Source organism: Marinobacter sp. NFXS11, from assembly GCF_040148675.1.
Classification (GTDB): domain Bacteria; phylum Pseudomonadota; class Gammaproteobacteria; order Pseudomonadales; family Oleiphilaceae; genus Marinobacter.
On the sequence record NZ_JAGDDV010000001.1, the window covers coordinates 1,868,979 to 1,885,374 of the forward strand.

At 57.6% G+C, this 16,396-nt stretch carries 12 protein-coding genes and 3 tRNA genes; 5 read left to right on the plus strand and 10 right to left on the minus strand.

Going from position 1 to position 16,396, the window contains the following annotated elements:
* Position 1: 1 nt before the first annotated feature.
* From J3362_RS08725 to alaS, 8 genes are all read right to left on the minus strand, one after another.
* Complete coding sequence (locus J3362_RS08725; RefSeq protein ID WP_349519158.1) at positions 2-1,396, minus strand: MBL fold metallo-hydrolase RNA specificity domain-containing protein; 1,395 nt, start codon at positions 1,394-1,396, stop codon at positions 2-4.
* A gap of 13 nt (positions 1,397-1,409) precedes the next feature.
* Complete coding sequence (locus J3362_RS08730; protein WP_349519159.1) at positions 1,410-2,372, minus strand: LOG family protein; 963 nt, start codon at positions 2,370-2,372, stop codon at positions 1,410-1,412.
* A 193-nt stretch (positions 2,373-2,565) separates the two neighbouring features.
* Positions 2,566-2,642, minus strand: a tRNA-Arg gene (locus J3362_RS08735).
* Positions 2,643-2,667: 25 nt separating this feature from the next.
* Positions 2,668-2,744 (minus strand) — tRNA-Arg (locus J3362_RS08740).
* Positions 2,745-2,807: 63 nt separating this feature from the next.
* Positions 2,808-2,897, minus strand: a tRNA-Ser gene (locus J3362_RS08745).
* 126 nt (positions 2,898-3,023) lie between these two features.
* Entirely contained in the window at positions 3,024-3,221 is a 198-nt protein-coding gene (csrA, locus tag J3362_RS08750; protein ID WP_008172808.1) for a carbon storage regulator CsrA, read from the minus strand.
* Positions 3,222-3,411: 190 nt separating this feature from the next.
* Positions 3,412-4,650 (minus strand): aspartate kinase, encoded by a 1,239-nt coding sequence (locus tag J3362_RS08755; RefSeq protein WP_349519160.1) that lies wholly within the window; start codon positions 4,648-4,650, stop codon positions 3,412-3,414.
* Between the two features lie 105 nt (positions 4,651-4,755).
* Positions 4,756-7,386, minus strand: coding sequence for an alanine--tRNA ligase (gene alaS, locus J3362_RS08760; protein ID WP_349519161.1), 2,631 nt, complete (start codon positions 7,384-7,386; stop codon positions 4,756-4,758).
* 141 nt (positions 7,387-7,527) lie between these two features.
* Here alaS and J3362_RS08765 point away from each other — a divergent pair, with 141 nt between their 5' ends.
* Positions 7,528-8,067 (plus strand): RDD family protein, encoded by a 540-nt coding sequence (locus J3362_RS08765; RefSeq protein WP_349519162.1) that lies wholly within the window; start codon positions 7,528-7,530, stop codon positions 8,065-8,067.
* Positions 8,068-8,096: 29 nt separating this feature from the next.
* Here the strand turns inward: J3362_RS08765 and lptG are convergent, their stop codons facing one another.
* Complete coding sequence (gene lptG, locus J3362_RS08770) at positions 8,097-9,158, minus strand: LPS export ABC transporter permease LptG (protein WP_349519163.1); 1,062 nt, start codon at positions 9,156-9,158, stop codon at positions 8,097-8,099.
* Positions 9,145-10,254 carry an LPS export ABC transporter permease LptF gene (lptF, locus tag J3362_RS08775; protein ID WP_349519164.1) on the minus strand — a complete coding sequence of 370 codons (1,110 nt, stop codon included), beginning with the start codon at positions 10,252-10,254 and terminating at the stop codon, positions 9,145-9,147. Before lptF ends, lptG begins: the two co-directional genes overlap by 14 nt.
* 242 nt (positions 10,255-10,496) lie before the next feature.
* On the opposite strand from lptF, the gene J3362_RS08780 reads away from it, so the two are divergent.
* The 4 genes from J3362_RS08780 (at position 10,497) to J3362_RS08795 (ending at position 16,389) form a co-directional block, all read left to right on the plus strand.
* The gene (locus J3362_RS08780) at positions 10,497-11,990 is read left to right on the plus strand and encodes a leucyl aminopeptidase (protein ID WP_349519165.1); all 1,494 of its coding nucleotides are present in this window, start codon (positions 10,497-10,499) and stop codon (positions 11,988-11,990) included.
* The gene (locus J3362_RS08785) at positions 11,977-12,492 is read left to right on the plus strand and encodes a DNA polymerase III subunit chi (RefSeq protein ID WP_349519166.1); all 516 of its coding nucleotides are present in this window, start codon (positions 11,977-11,979) and stop codon (positions 12,490-12,492) included. The genes J3362_RS08780 and J3362_RS08785 overlap by 14 nt, the downstream gene beginning before the upstream one ends.
* Positions 12,493-12,637: 145 nt before the next feature.
* Positions 12,638-15,490 carry a valine--tRNA ligase gene (locus J3362_RS08790; protein WP_349519167.1) on the plus strand — a complete coding sequence of 951 codons (2,853 nt, stop codon included), beginning with the start codon at positions 12,638-12,640 and terminating at the stop codon, positions 15,488-15,490.
* 5 nt (positions 15,491-15,495) lie between these two features.
* Positions 15,496-16,389: a ketopantoate reductase family protein gene (locus J3362_RS08795; protein WP_349519168.1), complete on the plus strand. Its 894-nt coding sequence runs from the start codon at positions 15,496-15,498 to the stop codon at positions 16,387-16,389.
* Positions 16,390-16,396 lie beyond the last annotated feature (7 nt).

The window sequence follows — 16,396 nt, forward strand, 5'->3', positions numbered from 1 at the left end:
ACTAAAGAGAATACTCCTCGTGTAGGCCTGGCATGATGACCTCCGTGTTACTCAACTGCGAAGCAAACGATTCCATCGTATCTTGCTCACCATGGACGAGGAATGTTCGACCCGGACTCCCGGTCCGACGGTGCCAGGCCAACAGCTCATCCCGATCTGCATGGGCAGAAAATCCACCTATGGTATGAATGTTGGCTCGCACCGGAATCTCCTCGCCAAACAATCGAACCTCTTTGGCGCCATCCACGATCAGCCTCGCCAACGTGCCTCCGGCGGCAAAGCCCACGAACACGATACTGGAGTCCTTGCGCCACAAGTGATGTTTGAGGTGGTGACGAACCCTGCCGCCAGTGCACATCCCGGAACCTGCCATTATGACGGCCCCGCCTCCCAGCCGATTCAGAGCCATCGACTCGGACGTCTGACGCACGAAATGGAGGCCAGGGAAATTAAAAGGATCCTGTCCTTCACTGAAAAGTTCACAGGCGTCTTTGTCATAGCACTCCGGGTGACGTCGAAAGATCTCTGTCGCAGAGATTGCCATCGGGGAATCCAGGAACACCTGAATTGATCCAGAGAGGCTTCCAGCCTTGATACCCTCCCGAAGGTAATAAAGAATTTCCTGGGCTCGCTCCAGGGCAAAGGTAGGGATGATGACATTTCCGCCAGCTGCGAACGTGCTGTTGATTGCCTCATAGAGCTCTTCAACGGATGGCTTCAGCGACTTGTGCAGACGATCGCCGTAGGTTGTTTCCATCACGACCACATCCACATCTGAAGGCGGATTCGGATCCCGCAGTATAGCGCGCCCCTGGTAGCCAAGATCCCCGGAAAACAACACCCGCTTCTTTCTTCCTTCGTCTTCAAGTTCCAGTAAAACAGATGCGGAACCCAGAATATGCCCGGCATCAGAAAAAGTCGCCTGAACGCCCTTTCCCAGGGCTATAACCTCCCCATACTTCGCTGTGCGGCCAAAATGATCGAGACTGTTGAGCGCATCAAGCGTTGTGTATAGCGGGCCGATCAGCTCTTCTTTGTTGTGCCCGTGTCGAGCATGTCTTCGGGCCTGTCTCTCAGCCTCTTCTTCCTGAAGTCCCGCCGCATCCAGCATAACCAGCTTGGCCAACTCTCTGCTCGCTGCGGTTGTGATGATTTCGCCACGAAAGCCTCGATTCACCAGAAGCGGTATTCTTCCGCAGTGATCGAGGTGGGCGTGAGTGAGCAAAAGGTAATCTATATCAGCCGGATCAAAACCAAGCGGCGCCCGATTTTCTTCGTTCAGTTCGTGCCCTCCCTGGTAAAGGCCGCAATCGATCAATATCTTCTGGCCGCCGCATTGGACCAGATGACATGATCCGGTTACGCCCAGATCGGCTCCGTGAAATGAAATTTCCATCAGCCTGTTTCCCTTAATTGTTGTCAGGCAGCGGGCTGCCAATGGCCCGATGCCAGTGTCGGATTCCGTCCCATATTTCCTCAGCGGTTTCCGCATACCAGAACAGTTCACGATCCTCTTCGTCGATCACACCCTCAGCAACAAGGAAATCGACATTTACTGCCTTGCGCCAAAACGATTCACCGACCAGAACGATCGGTAACGGCGCAATGGTTCGGGTCTGCACGAGCGTCAGAGTTTCGAACAGCTCATCCAGCGTGCCATAGCCCCCTGGAAAGGCAACGAGTGCTTTCGCCCGCTTCAAAAAGTGGAGTTTACGCATGGCAAAATAGTGAAACCGGAAACACAGGTCCGGGGTTATGTAGGGATTTGGAAACTGCTCGTGGGGCAACGTAATATTTAGACCAACAGATTTGGCTCCCACGTCAAAGGCGCCTCGGTTTGCCGCCTCCATGATACCCGGCCCACCGCCCGTAACCATTGTCACGCGAGAGTCCTCGGGGCCCGCCCCGCATTCCGCGACCAGCCTTCCCAATCTCCTCGCTTCCTCGTAGTAACGGCTTTTCGATTCAATCGATTTTGCCACTTGCAGACGACGCCGGAGATCCTTGTTTTCAGGGCTGCCGGCCAATGCCTCCTCGAGAGCTGCGACTTTACGGCGTGCTGCTTCGGGTTGATGCAGGCGAGTGCTACCAAACACCACGATGGTGTGCTCGATTCCATGCTTCTTCAGCAACAGTTCGGGCTTCAGGTAGTCAATCTGCAGGCGTACACCACGGGTGTCTTCCTCGTTGAGAAACTCAACATCGCGGTCCGCCTGACGATAACCCGGGCTCGCAATCAATGCCTGAACCCGCTCGAGTGCTTCCGGGTCGTCCTCCGCCGCTTTTGGCGTTTGCCAGGGCAAAGGTTCCTTTCGTTCAACTCGATGAACGGGGGGCGGTACGGACTTGTGGGGATCCCAATCTTTGGACATAAACCCAGTCAGCCAATCAAGGACGCATTGAGTCAGAACCCGCTCAAATGGCCTCTCAAGATGCAAACGCCGAGAGGTTGATGGGCAAGGAGGCTTTACTAAATAAAAGTAGTCAGGCGGGGTTATGCTGTCCATGGGTCAGCAGAAGATGCAAATAAAAAACCCCGCACATGGCGGGGTTCTTTATTTGATATGGCGCGGCTGGGAGGATTCGAACCTCCGACCGCCTGGTTCGTAGCCAGGTACTCTATCCAGCTGAGCTACAGCCGCTTAAAACTTGTGGCAGGTTGATCGATGGCGCGGCTGGGAGGATTCGAACCTCCGACCGCCTGGTTCGTAGCCAGGTACTCTATCCAGCTGAGCTACAGCCGCACATTGATCACTTGCCGTGGTTGAATGCTACTTCAACCTGTCTCTCTTTCCCCGAAAGGGAAATGGCGGAGAGGGAGGGATTCGAACCCTCGGTACGATTGCTCGTACGGTTCCTTAGCAGGGAACTGGTTTCAGCCACTCACCCACCTCTCCTTGAGAACGGGGCGTATACTACCATAATTTTTCTGTTTTCATAGGGTTGACACGAGATTTTTCGGGCCCGTTTCCCCACACCATCAAAAAAGCCGTTCAGGTTTCCCTTGAACGGCTTTCTGTCTCTCAGCTGTTGCCGGGCTCGGGCTCTTCAGAGCCTTTTTCCGACTGAATCCGCTGGTAGATTTCTTCACGGTGTACCGCGACTTCTTTCGGGGCATTGACGCCAATGCGCACCTGATTGCCTTTTACTCCCAGGACGGTGACGGTGATATCGTCGCCGACCATCAGAGTTTCGCCCACGCGGCGAGTCAAAATCAACATATCCCTTACTCCCTATCCAGAGCTACCTGTTCCGATAAATGGTTTTTTTGATCTATTTATTGCTTTTATAGTGGGATCACTTACTGATCAATAGACGCACATTCCCTTATACGGTGCACGTTTGTCATAGGCTCAGTATATGATGCCCTTTTTTCGGAGGCCCCGCAGACCGACCTTTTATCTGCGGTTTTCAGGCCTCTTCCGATACCGCGGGCTTGTCGAGTTCAAATGCACTGTGAAGCGCGCGAACCGCAAGCTCAAGGTATTTCTCGTCGATCACCACGGAAATCTTGATTTCTGATGTGGAGATCATCTGGATATTGATTCCCTCGTTGGACAGCGCCTCGAACATCTGAGTTGCCACACCAGCGTGAGAACGCATACCGACACCCACGATGCTGACTTTGGCAATCTTGCTGTCGCCGGCTACTTCACGAGCGCCCAGTTCGTCAGCAACACGCTGAAGCACCTCTTTCGCTCGCTTGAAATCATTGCGATGGACGGTAAACGTGAAGGCAGTGCGGTTATCCTCACCCACGTTCTGCACGATCATATCCACTTCGATATTGGCGTCACTCACCGGCTTCAGAATGCGCAGCGCGCTGCCCGGGGTGTCCGGTACGCCGGCAATGGTCAGTTTGGCTTCATCACGGTTAAAAGCGATGCCGGAAACAACCGGTTGTTCCATGGCGTTTTCATCCTCAAGAGTAATCAGGGTGCCTTCGCCTTCCTGGAAGCTGGAAAGAACCCTTAATGGAACGTTGTATTTACCTGCAAATTCTACCGAGCGGATCTGGAGCACTTTCGAACCCAGACTCGCCATTTCAAGCATTTCCTCGAACGTAATCCGTTCAAGCCTGCGCGCAGTGTCGACAACCCTCGGGTCGGTTGTGTAGACACCGTCAACGTCAGTGTAGATCTGGCATTCGTCTGCCCTGAGCGCTGCCGCCAGAGCCACCGCCGTGGTATCCGATCCGCCCCGCCCAAGCGTGGTGATGTTTCCACTTTCGTCGATTCCCTGGAATCCGGCAACCACCACCACTCGGCCCGAATCCAGATCTTCGCGCATGCGCTGCTCATCGATCTGTTTGATCCGCGCCTTGGTGTGGCTGCTGTCCGTGAGAATTCGGACCTGGGAGCCAGTGTAAGAACGCGCTTCACAGCCACGCTTCTGCAACGCCATGGACAGGAGCGCGATGGTTACCTGCTCACCGGTGGAGACCAGCACATCCATCTCACGCGGTGTCGGCTCCTCCATGATGTTGTTGGCCAGGGCGATCAGTCGGTTGGTTTCACCGCTCATGGCGGAAACCACGACAACAACATCATGACCTTCCTTCCGAAAACGGCTCACCTTCTCGGCTACCGCTTCAATACGCTCGGTTGTTCCAACCGATGTGCCACCAAATTTCTGAACCAACAGAGCCATTATTTTCCCAATATCCGAAACGGGGACTCACAGCGGAGTGATGCTCCGCCACTTAGAAGAAACGGGCGGGATTATAAACCTCAGCCCGCCCACAAAAACAGTTGCTTAAGCGATATTTTTCTCGACCCAGCCGGCAACACCCGCCAGGGCATCCTCCAGTTTGGATGGATCGTTGCCACCGCCCTGAGCCATATCGGGTCGCCCCCCGCCTTTGCCGTCGACCTGGGCGGCCAGATGCTTCATGAGGTCCCCGGCCTTGATCCGGCCCGTGGCCGATTTTGTAACACCGGCAACCAGAGTCACCTTGCCATCTTCCACGCTGGCAAGAACCACGACGCCCTCGCCCAGCTTGTTCTTCAGCTGATCGGCCGTCTCCATCAGGGCCTTGCGGTCAGCACCTTCCAACTCGGAAGCCACCACCTTGAGCCCGCCGACGTCGACAGCGGTGCTGGCCAGATCGGTACCGGCCGAGGAAGCAAGTTTTGCCTTCAGGGCATCCACTTCCTTCTCAAGCAGACGGTTGCGGTCAATCGTCTGCTGGACCTTTTCAATGACCGACTCGCGGGAGCCTTTCACCAGGCGGGCCGCCTCGCGAAGGGTACGCTCGGTGCCGTCGATCCAGTCCAGTGCGCCCATGCCGGTAACGGCTTCGATACGACGGACGCCGGATGAGATGCCACTTTCAGAGGTAATACGGAAAAGACCAATGTCACCGGTACGCGAAACGTGCGTACCACCGCAAAGTTCAACGGAGTAATTGTCGGTACCCATGCTGAGCACCCGAACTACATCCCCGTATTTTTCCCCGAACAGCGCCATGGCACCCTTTTCCTGAGCCTTTTCCATGTCGGTAATTTCAGTCTGGACCGGGCTGTTCTCCAGGATCTGCTCGTTCACCTGGCGCTCAATTTCGCGAAGCTGCTCCGGAGTAACGGCCTCAAAATGGGAGAAATCGAAACGCAGTTTATCCGGGTCCACCAGTGAACCTTTCTGGCTAACGTGCTCACCCAGCACCTTGCGCAGGGCCGCGTGCAGCAAGTGGGTAGCGGAGTGGTTACGCTTGGTCCGCTCGCGACGGGCGTGATCGATCCGCGCGTCAACTTCCAGACCCGGGAACAGCTCGCCCTCGATCAGGGTGCCGAGGTGCAGGTGATTATCACCTTCCTTGCGCGTATCCGTTACCTTGAAGCGACCGCCGCTCCAGGTCAGCAGGCCGGTATCGCCGACCTGGCCACCAGACTCGGCGTAGAACGGCGTGCGCTCAAGCACTATAACGGCCTCATCACCGGCTTCAGCGGTCTTTTCCTCGCCGTTGACGATGACCGCACGGATTTTCTCATGACCGTCAATGTGCTCGTAACCGGTAAACTCGGTTTTGCCCTCAAGCTGCAGTCCGGCTGCGTTGTAGTCGATACCGAATTTGCTGGCTGCCCGGGCGCGCTCTCGCTGACCCTCCATGGCTTTTTCATAGCCTTCGTAATCCAGCGTCAGGCCTCGCTCGCGGGCGATGTCGTTGGTCAGGTCAACCGGGAAGCCAAAGGTGTCGTAAAGGGTGAAGATGGTCTCGCCCGGAATCTCGGTACCCTTGAGCTCGGCAATGTCCTGCTCAAGCAGGCGCAGGCCCTTGTCCAGAGTCTTGGCAAACTGCTCCTCTTCCTGCAGCAGAACCTTTTCAATCTGTTTGCGGCTGCTGACCAGTTGCGGGAATGCTTCGCCCATCAGCTCACACAGGGCGCCCGTGAGCTTGTAAAAGAACGGCCCGGTTGCACCCAGCTTGTTACCGTGACGCGCGGCACGGCGGATGATCCGGCGCAGCACAAATCCCCGACCTTCGTTTGAAGGCATCACGCCGTCCGCGATCAGGAAAGCACAGGAGCGGATGTGGTCGGCAACAACACGCAGCGATGCCTCGGTGGTGGCAGCGCCCCCAAGAATGGTAGAAGCGGCCGCCAGCAAATCCTGGAACAGATCAATTTCATAGTTGCTGTGAACACCCTGCAGAACCGCCGTGATGCGCTCCAGCCCCATGCCCGTGTCGACAGACGGCTTGGGCAGCTTCAGCATCTCACCGTCAGCCGTGCGGTTGTACTGCATGAACACCACGTTCCAGATTTCGATGTAACGGTCGCCGTCCTCTTCCGGTGATCCGGGGGGGCCACCGGCGACATCCGGGCCGTGATCGTAGAAGATTTCGGTGCAGGGACCGCAGGGACCCGTGTCCCCCATCTGCCAGAAGTTGTCAGATGCGTAACGGCCGCCTTTGTTATCGCCGATACGGACGATACGGTCTGCCGGCACGCCGATTTCCTTGTTCCAGATGTCGAAGGCTTCGTCATCTTCCGCGTAAACGGTAACCCAGAGTTTTTCCTGGGGCAGCTTCAGCCAGTTCTCGCCCGTCAGGAATGTCCAGGCGTAGTTGATGGCTTCCCGCTTGAAGTAATCACCGAAACTGAAGTTGCCCAGCATCTCGAAGAAGGTGTGATGACGGGCGGTGTAACCGACGTTTTCGAGGTCGTTGTGCTTGCCGCCAGCGCGGACACATTTCTGGGACGAGGTTGCCCGGGTGTAGTCGCGCTCTTCACGCCCCAGGAACAGGTCCTTGAACTGGTTCATTCCCGCATTCGTAAACAACAATGTGGGGTCGTCCGCAGGTACCAGCGAACTACTTGGAACAATGGTGTGGCCTTGCTGCTTGAAATAATCGAGGAATGCCTGTCGCAACTCTGCGGTTTTCATAGCCCTTTGATACCTTTCCAGAAACCCGGCGGAAACGCCGCCCGGTCCGCGATTGAATACGGATACTTACATGCTTGTGCAAATCCGCTACTCTAGCACACGCCGAGAACAGGAAAAACGTGAAACATCACAGGAGATTCCATGCCCCGACGCTTCCATGACGCCGAGGAACTATTCCCACCAGCCACCGCCCTCAAACGTGCCCTTGCCATTATTTACGACGGTTTGATCAGCATTGCCGTGCTGCTTGTCGCTACCTGGGGATACACCATGGTGGCCGGCTGGATCACCGGCTGGGACAGGTACGAACAGATGGCCGAGGCAGGCCAGCTCTCCGGGGACCCGGGGCTGACGTTCGCGCTGTTCCTGATTCTTTACCTGTTCTTTGCCTATTTCTGGACGCGCATTGGCCAGACCCTGGGGATGCAGGTTTGGAGGATTCGCATTGAAAACATTGATGGCACTTCTGTGAGCTGGAGCAAGGCGCTCAGGCGTTACGTGACGGCGGCTGCTGTGATCTTCCTGACGCTTCTGGGCAGTTACTATCTCGGTGCAGCCACTCTGTTTTTGAGCATTCCTGCTATTGTTGCGCTGTTCTATCCGATCAATGGCCTATCCATTACCGACCGCCTCTCTGACAGCGTGGTTGTATCCATACCCAAAGAAGCGACCAAAAAGTAATGGTTTAGCCGGCGGGATAGCAGGGCTGGTCAACCAGCCCGCCGCATCAGGATGCCACCAGCCACGGCGCTTACCGCGATGGGCACCAGCACCGCAAGCATTGGGTTGAACCCGTATACAAGGCTCATTGGCCCAAGAAAATCCTGCATATATTTGAACAGAAGCCCCACCAACAGCCCGGTAAAAACCCGGAACCCCATGGTGACCGAGCGCAGTGGCCCGAAGATGAAGGATATTGCGACCAGCACCATGACCGCCGTTCCCAGAGGCATCAGCGCCTTCTTCCAGAAGGCCAGCCAATAGCGGGAAGCGCTCAGGCTTTGCTCGCCAAGATAGGTGGCGTATGTGTAAAGTCCGGTCATCGAGAGATTCTCGGGCTTGACGATCAACACGCTGAGAACGCCGGGCGAGAGGCCGGTTTCCCAGCGCAGGGTCCTGTCGTCAACCCGGGCCGTTCGATCATCCTCGAAACGAGTGGTGCGAACATTTTCCAGCAACCAGTGGTCGCCCTGATAAATCGCTCGCTCCGCAAAACTTGCGGCCAGCAGCTGCCGATCATCATCAAACTGGAAACGCGACACCCCATGCAGGACGCCATTCGGTTGCACGGCATTCAGATGGATGTATGAATCCCCTTCCTTGTGCCAGACCCCCGATGCCGACGCCACGTTGCTACCAGCGCCCAACGCCACAGCCTTGTAACTCTGGGCCACCCGTTCAGCAGGCGGGGCCAGATACTCGCCAATCAATACACCCAGAACCACGATAACCAGCGCCGGCTTCATCGCTGACCAGACAATACGCTTGAGCGATACACCCGCAGCCCGTACAACCGTCAACTCCGAGGAACTGGCCATAGAACCCAGGCCCACCAAGCAACCCATGAAGGCGCCCAGCGGCAAATAGTCGTAGATTCGTCTTGGCAGGGTCAGGAATACATACCAGAGTGCGTCCAGGATCTGGTAATTGTTGCGGATGTCATCCAGTTCGGCGATGAACGCAAAAATGAGGTCAAGGGACAAAACCACCATCATCACGAGGAACATCGCGCCGCCAACCGAGCGCATTACATACCCGTCAATCTTGCGCACGAGCACCCCCATCCCGAATCAGGCGGCGCCGGTATAACCAGGCCGGGCCGAACTGAAGCCATAGCCCAAAGCCGAGGAACAACGCGTGGACCCAGAGCATACCCAGCCATTCCGGGACCTTGCCGGCGGCCAGCCAATCCCGGGCTACAATAAGCAGGCCAAGATAAGTAATGTAGACAAGCATTGCCGGCAACAGATGAAAGAACCGGCCCTGGCGTGGATTCACGCGGCTCAGCCTCACTGCCAGCAACGTTACGATTGGCACGATGAGCGGCAGCGAAAACCGCCAGTGCAGCAACGCACGATCTTCCAGGCGGTCTGATTGCATCAGGCTCCAGGTGCTGGCGCCCTCTTCCCGCTGCTTGGTGCCAGCCTCGCCGCCCTCAATCTTCAAACCGTAGGCCTCGAAATCGATCACATTGTAATTCAGCTGGCCCGCAGCGCCCTCAAAGCGACCGCCGTTTTCCAGTATGAGAAAACGGCTGCCGGTTTCCGGATCTATCAACTGGGAGCCGGAATCTGCGGTTATGATCGTCAACCCCCGCCCGTCCGGTGCGTACTCGGCGATAAAAACGCCCTGCAACTGGCGCTTGTCTTCACTCAAAGCCTCGGTATAGGTCACCCGCCCACCGGAGGAAAAGTCCTGGAATCGTCCGGGTGCAAGCATTTCAAATTCTGTTGCCTTACGCTGTTCGTTCAGGATGTCCTGAACCTGGTTCATACCCCAGGGCGACACGTAAAGACTCATAGCACCAACAATGATCATCACTGGCAGACTGCCCAGAAGCGTTTTTCCCAACAAGGCCTTATCACTAACCCCACAGGCGGACAAGACCGTCATTTCGCTTTCGAGATACATGCGCCCATAGGCGAGCAGGATGCCTATGAACAGCCCGAGGGGCAGTATCAGCTCTAGAAAACCCGGAAACCGGAAGGCCATGATCTCCAGCAGCACACCGGCCGAAATGCTGCCCTGGGCTGCACTGTCGAGATATTTCAGGAAACGGCCGCTCATGAACACCAGCAGCAGGATGCCCGAAACGGCAACCATGCTGATCATGATCTGGCGTATGAGGTAACGGAAAATAATGCTCAAATCGGTCTCTCTGGCCGTATCCGCTGAAACGTGGAGGTCGCTGGGAACTGCGCGTATTCTATTTAACCTTGGTGCCGAATGACAGAGTAGCGGTATTACACCGGCATGAAGGCACGGACAGGCATGGAAGCCGCGCCAATCGCTTGATAATTGCGCGGCAAGCCCCAATGCTAGACTAGATCACAATCAAGAACGATTCCCGCCGCCGGCGGGAGCCTCGTGAACAATCAACAGGAGTTGCCATGAATTTCAGCCTGAGCAGTAAAGCCATCGCCAGCACCAAAGCAGACTGTCTCGTAGTTGGCTTGCCTGAGAAAGGCACCTGGCCCGATTCGACGAATCAGGCCGATGAGGCTCTGGGCGGGATGATCAAGACACTCCAGAAGGCCGGTGACCTGTCCGGCAAAAATGCCACGACGCTGACCATTCCCCTGACCGATCAGCCCTGGACTCGCCTGCTTGTGGTTGGCACTGGCAAGGATGAAGATCGCAGCCCTGCCAACTACCGTAAAGCGTTGATCGCGATGATGACCGCGCTCAAGGACGGTCCGTCCAAAAGCGTCGCGATCGCCCTCGCAGATACCCCTGTAACCGGCGAAGAAGCTGTGAGTTCTGAAGCAGCCCGTCTCAGCCTGATTGGCCGGACCCTTGAAGATCAGCTTTACACCTTCAGCGACTTCAAGAGCGAAAAACCCGCCGCCCGGAAGCTCAACAAAGCTATTGTGCATGCCTCCAGTGCCGGCAAGGCCCTCAAGGATGCCTTCAACCTCGGTCTGGCCACCGGCCGTGGTATGAATCTCACCCGGGATCTGGGCAACACGCCGCCCAACATCTGCCACCCGGAATGGCTGGCTCAGCAAGCCAAGAAGCTGGCCAAGGATTACGACTGCATCAAGACCGAAGTGCTTGACGAAAAGCAGATGGAAAAGATGGGCATGAACACCATCCTGGCCGTGGGCAAAGGCAGCACCCAACCGCCGCGACTGATCGTGATGGAATACCGTGGTGGCAAGGCCAAGGACAAACCCCATGTACTTGTGGGCAAAGGTATCACCTTCGACACCGGCGGTATCAGCCTCAAGCCCGGCGAGGGCATGGATGAAATGAAGTACGACATGGGCGGCTCCGCCAGTGTCTTCGGCGCCATGAAAGTGCTCGCCGAAACCCAACCCAAGATCAACGTGGTGGCGGTGATTGCCGCAGCAGAGAACATGCCGGATGGCGGCGCTTCCCGCCCTGGCGACATCGTGACCACGCTCTCCGGCATGACTGTTGAAATCCTCAACACCGACGCCGAGGGGCGCCTGGTATTGTGCGATGCCCTCACCTACGTGAAGAAGTTTGACCCGGCCGCCGTCATCGATCTGGCAACCCTGACCGGCGCCTGCATCATTGCCCTTGGCAATCACGCCACCGGACTGCTGGCCAACAACGATGAGCTGGCCAATGAGCTCCTTGCCGCCGGCGAGCGTGCCGGTGACCGGGCATGGCGCCTGCCGCTCTGGGACGACTACCAGAGCCAGCTCGACAGCAACTTTGCCGACATGGCCAACATCGGTGGCCGCCCTGCAGGGACCATAACAGCGGCCTGTTTCCTTTCCCGCTTTGCCAAGGACTATCGCTGGGCGCACCTGGACATCGCCGGCACCGCCTGGCACTCCGGCAAAGCCAAGGGTTCCTCCGGTCGCCCGGTGCCCATGCTGGTCGACTACCTGATGTCCCATGCAGGAAAATAACCCGGCGCCTTCTCCGGAACCCGGCAGCGTTGCTGCCGGAGCTTCCGGCCAAGAGGACCGGAACCAACGCTACTGGTTCCATATCCTCGCCCAGAACACCCCCGCCGCCCGCAATCTCCACGCTGCCAAACTCGTGGACAAAGCCTGGCAGCAGGGTGACCGCGTGTGCGTCGTGTGCGATACCATGCAACACGCAGAAGAGCTGGACGACCTGCTCTGGAACTTCAGCCCCGACGCGTTCATCCCTCACAGCGTTGTCCCCGATTCTGCGACGACCTGCTCCGATCCCGTCGGCATCCTGCTCCACCCGCCCGCTCCCGAGGATTGGGATACGGTGATCATTCTCTCGGCAACGTTGCCGGCGGATGCGAACCGTTTTAAGCGGCTTGCGCTGGTTGCCCATAACGATCCGAATGTGCTGAATCAGGCCCGGTCGCATTTCAAGCAATTGCGGGCTCTCGGGATTGAACCCAGGGTTCATGATCAGCGGAAGCGGGGGTAGATTTTGTCGGGTTACGCTGCGCTAACCCGACCTACGCGCTGAATCAAGAAGCCACCCCAAGGGTTCGCCGCATCACCGGCGACCATGTATAATCGGGCGTCTCAATTTTCCCTTGTGAATCAACCAACGGTCACTGCAGAACCCCATGGAAAAAACCTACCAGCCAGAAAACATCGAGCGCCAGTGGTACGAAAACTGGGAATCCAAAGGGTACTTCCGCCCCAGCGGTGAAGGCCAGTCCTACAGCATCGCGATCCCGCCGCCCAACGTAACCGGCAGCCTGCACATGGGCCATGCTTTTCAGCATACCATCATGGACACCCTCACCCGCTTCAAGCGCATGCAGGGCCGTAACGCACTGTGGACTGTCGGTACCGACCACGCCGGCATCGCCACCCAGATGGTGGTTGAACGCAAAGTCGCTGCGGAAGAGGACAAGACCCGCCACGACCTGGGCCGGGAAGAGTTCATCAAGCGTATCTGGGACTGGAAAGAACACTCCGGTGGCACAATCACCCGCCAGATTCGCCGCCTCGGAAACTCCGTGGACTGGGACAACGAGCGCTTCACCATGGACGACGGCTTCTACAAAGCCGTGCAGGAAGTGTTCATCCGGCTATACGACGAAGGCCTGGTGTACCGTGGTAAGCGACTGGTCAACTGGGACCCGAAACTGCACACCGCCATCTCCGATCTGGAAGTGGAAAACAAGGAAGAAAAGGGCTTTTTCTGGCACCTGCGTTACCCGCTGGCTGACGGCGCGAAAACCCAGGATGGCAAGGATTACCTGGTGGTGGCCACAACCCGGCCGGAAACCATGCTCGGTGACACGGCCGTGGCCGTGCATCCGGAAGACGAGCGTTATCAGCACCTGATTGGCAAGCACGTGGTGCTGCCGCTGGTGAACCGCCGTATCCCCATCGTTGCCGACCATCACGCCGATCCGGAGAAAGGCTCCGGTTGCGTGAAAATCACGCCGGCCCACGACTTCAACGACTATGCCGTGGGCAAGCGCAACAACCTGCCGATGATTAACGTCATGACCCAGGACGCCAACATCCGGGACGTGGCCGAGGTGTTCAATGCCGACGGCACCGAAAACACCGAACTCGACGGCACCATGCCGGGCGCCTACGCTGGCCTGACCCGCGAAGCGGCGCGCAAGCAGATTGTTGCCGATATGGAAGCCGAGGGGCTGGTTGAGAACATTGAGGATCACGTACTCAGCGTCCCACGCGGTGACCGGTCGGGCCTGATTATCGAGCCCATGCTCACCGACCAGTGGTTTGCCGATGCCAAGACCCTGGCCAAGCCGGCCATTGAAGCGGTGGAAGACGGTCGTATCCAGTTCGTACCCAAGCAGTACGAGAACATGTACTTCGCCTGGATGCGCGATATCCAGGATTGGTGTATCTCGCGCCAGCTCTGGTGGGGCCACCGTATTCCGGCCTGGTACGACGCCGACGGCAATATCTACGTGGGCCGCAGCGAAGACGAAGTGCGCCAGAAGCACGACCTGGATGCCGATGTCGCCCTCGAGCAGGATGAAGACGTTCTTGATACCTGGTTCAGCTCTGCCCTGTGGACCTTCGGCACCCTGGGCTGGCCAGAGATCACCGAGCGCCTGAAAACCTTCCATCCAACCGATGTGCTGGTCACCGGCTTCGACATCATTTTCTTCTGGGTTGCCCGGATGATCATGATGACCATGCACTTCATGAAGAACGAAGACGGCACACCCCAGGTGCCCTTCCATACCGTGTATGTCACCGGGCTGATCCGGGACGAACACGGCGACAAGATGTCCAAGTCCAAGGGCAACGTAATCGACCCGCTGGACATGATCGACGGCATAAGCCTGGATGACCTGCTGGAGAAGCGCACGGGCAACCTGATGCAGCCCAAGCTGGCCGAGAAAATCGGCAAGCGCACCCAGAAGGAATTCCCGGAGGGCATCACCGCTCACGGCACCGATGCCCTGCGCTTCACCCTCGCAGCCATGGCCACGACCGGCCGTGACATCAACTGGGATATGAAACGCCTGGAAGGCTACCGCAACTTCTGTAACAAGCTCTGGAACGCCGCCCGCTACGTGTTGATGAACACCGAGGGCGAAGACTGTGGTGTGAATGACGAGCCCGTGGAACTGTCTCTGGCAGACCGCTGGATCGTCAGCGAGCTGCAGAGCTGCGAGCAGGATGTGATCCGCCACCTTGACCAGTACCGCTTCGATCTGGCGGCCTACGCGCTGTATGAGTTCATCTGGAACGAATACTGCGACTGGTATCTGGAGCTGTCCAAGCCAGTGCTCAGTGATGAATACGCCAGTGCCGAAGCCAAACGTGGCACCCGTCGCACCCTGGTGCGCGTACTGGAAGCCGTTCTGCGCCTGGCGCACCCGATGATGCCGTTTATCACCGAGGAAATCTGGCAGCGGATCGCCCCCCTGGCCGGCAAGACCGGCGACAGCATCATGCTGCAGGCTTACCCGCAGCCGGATGCCACCAAGCAGGATTCAGCGGTTGCGGCTGATATTGAATGGCTCAAGGGCGTGATCGTTGCCGTGCGGAACATCCGGGGCGAAATGAACATCTCGCCGGCGAAGAAGATTCCCGTATTGCTGCGCGGCAAAGACGCAGAGGATCAGCGTCGCATGAATGACAATCGCCAGTTCCTGAGTTCCCTGGCCAAGCTGGAGAGCCTGGACTGGTTTGAGGGTGACAAAGCCCCCATGTCTGCCACCCAACTGGTGGGAGACATGGAAGTACTGGTTCCCATGGCCGGCCTGATTGACAAGGATGCCGAACTCAAGCGTCTGGATAAAGAGCTGGAGCGCCTGCAGAAAGAGATCGGTCGCCTGGAGGGTAAACTGGGTAACGAGAAGTTCACGGCCAAGGCTCCGGCCGAAGTGGTCGAGAAGGAACAGGAAAAACTCCGGGACGCCCAAAGCAGCCAGGCCCGCCTGAGCCAGCAAAGGGCCGATATCGAGGCCATGTAACCGGCATGATCGGTATTCTCGGTGCAGGCTCTCTGGGCAGGCTCTGGGGCGCAATGCTACCCAGCGGTTGCGTTGCCTTCATGGCCAGACCGGGCGAGCCCGGCGACTCCAGCGTCGACTACCGTTTCCGGCCCTTTGAGGGGCCGGAATCCTCCATACAGATTCCCTTCCTCAGGACCGGTGACACGCCGGACCTGATGCTGGTGACAACCAAGGCCGGTGATACCCTGAGCGCCGTGGCAGGCGTGATCGACCAATTACCCGTTGAAACCCCCATCCTGCTTTTCCAGAACGGACTGGGCAGCCAGCAAGCTGTCGCCGAGCGGTGGCCGGAGCGCCCGATCCTGGCCGCAAGCACCACCGAGGGCGCAAATCGACCTGAGCCGGGGCTGCTCGCCCATGCCGGTACCGGCGATACCTGGGTAGGTCCGCTGACGGAGCAGGCCAGGTTCTCGGTGGACCGCGCGGTCGCCATGCTGGAAGACTCCGGCCTGGCCATTCATCCCGAGCCGGCCATCCTCCAGCGACTCTGGCAGAAACTGATCATCAATGCGGGCATCAATCCCTACACCGCGATCCTGAACTGCCCCAATGGCGACATCCTGTCTGCAGGGCTATATCAGGACACCATCGACGAGCTTTGCGCGGAACTGTCAGAGCTGATGAGCGCCGCCGTCCAGATTACGGAAACACCGGATTCCCTGCGCCAACGCATTGAAAAGGTCGCTCAAAACACCGCCGGCAACACATCGTCGATGCGTGCCGATGTTCTCCGGAAACGCCAAACCGAGATAGACTTTATCAACGGGTATCTGGCAAAACTCGGAAAAGAACTCGGTATCGACACGCCGGTGAACCAAATGCTGACTGAACGGGTACAACAACTGTCGTCACATTAACAGGAGC

What these genes read in the sequence shown, in the direction of transcription:
- J3362_RS08725 (WP_349519158.1), bottom strand. Translation starts at nt 1,396, where the DNA reads ATGGAAATTTCATTTCACGGAGCCGATCTGGGCGTAACCGGATCATGT.
- J3362_RS08730 (WP_349519159.1), bottom strand. Translation starts at nt 2,372, where the DNA reads ATGTCCAAAGATTGGGATCCCCACAAGTCCGTACCGCCCCCCGTTCAT.
- csrA (WP_008172808.1), bottom strand. Translation starts at nt 3,221, where the DNA reads ATGTTGATTTTGACTCGCCGCGTGGGCGAAACTCTGATGGTCGGCGAC.
- J3362_RS08755 (WP_349519160.1), bottom strand. Translation starts at nt 4,650, where the DNA reads ATGGCTCTGTTGGTTCAGAAATTTGGTGGCACATCGGTTGGAACAACC.
- alaS (WP_349519161.1), bottom strand. Translation starts at nt 7,386, where the DNA reads ATGAAAACCGCAGAGTTGCGACAGGCATTCCTCGATTATTTCAAGCAG.
- J3362_RS08765 (WP_349519162.1), top strand. Translation starts at nt 7,528, where the DNA reads ATGCCCCGACGCTTCCATGACGCCGAGGAACTATTCCCACCAGCCACC.
- J3362_RS08780 (WP_349519165.1), top strand. Translation starts at nt 10,497, where the DNA reads ATGAATTTCAGCCTGAGCAGTAAAGCCATCGCCAGCACCAAAGCAGAC.
- J3362_RS08785 (WP_349519166.1), top strand. Translation starts at nt 11,977, where the DNA reads ATGCAGGAAAATAACCCGGCGCCTTCTCCGGAACCCGGCAGCGTTGCT.
- J3362_RS08790 (WP_349519167.1), top strand. Translation starts at nt 12,638, where the DNA reads ATGGAAAAAACCTACCAGCCAGAAAACATCGAGCGCCAGTGGTACGAA.
- J3362_RS08795 (WP_349519168.1), top strand. Translation starts at nt 15,496, where the DNA reads ATGATCGGTATTCTCGGTGCAGGCTCTCTGGGCAGGCTCTGGGGCGCA.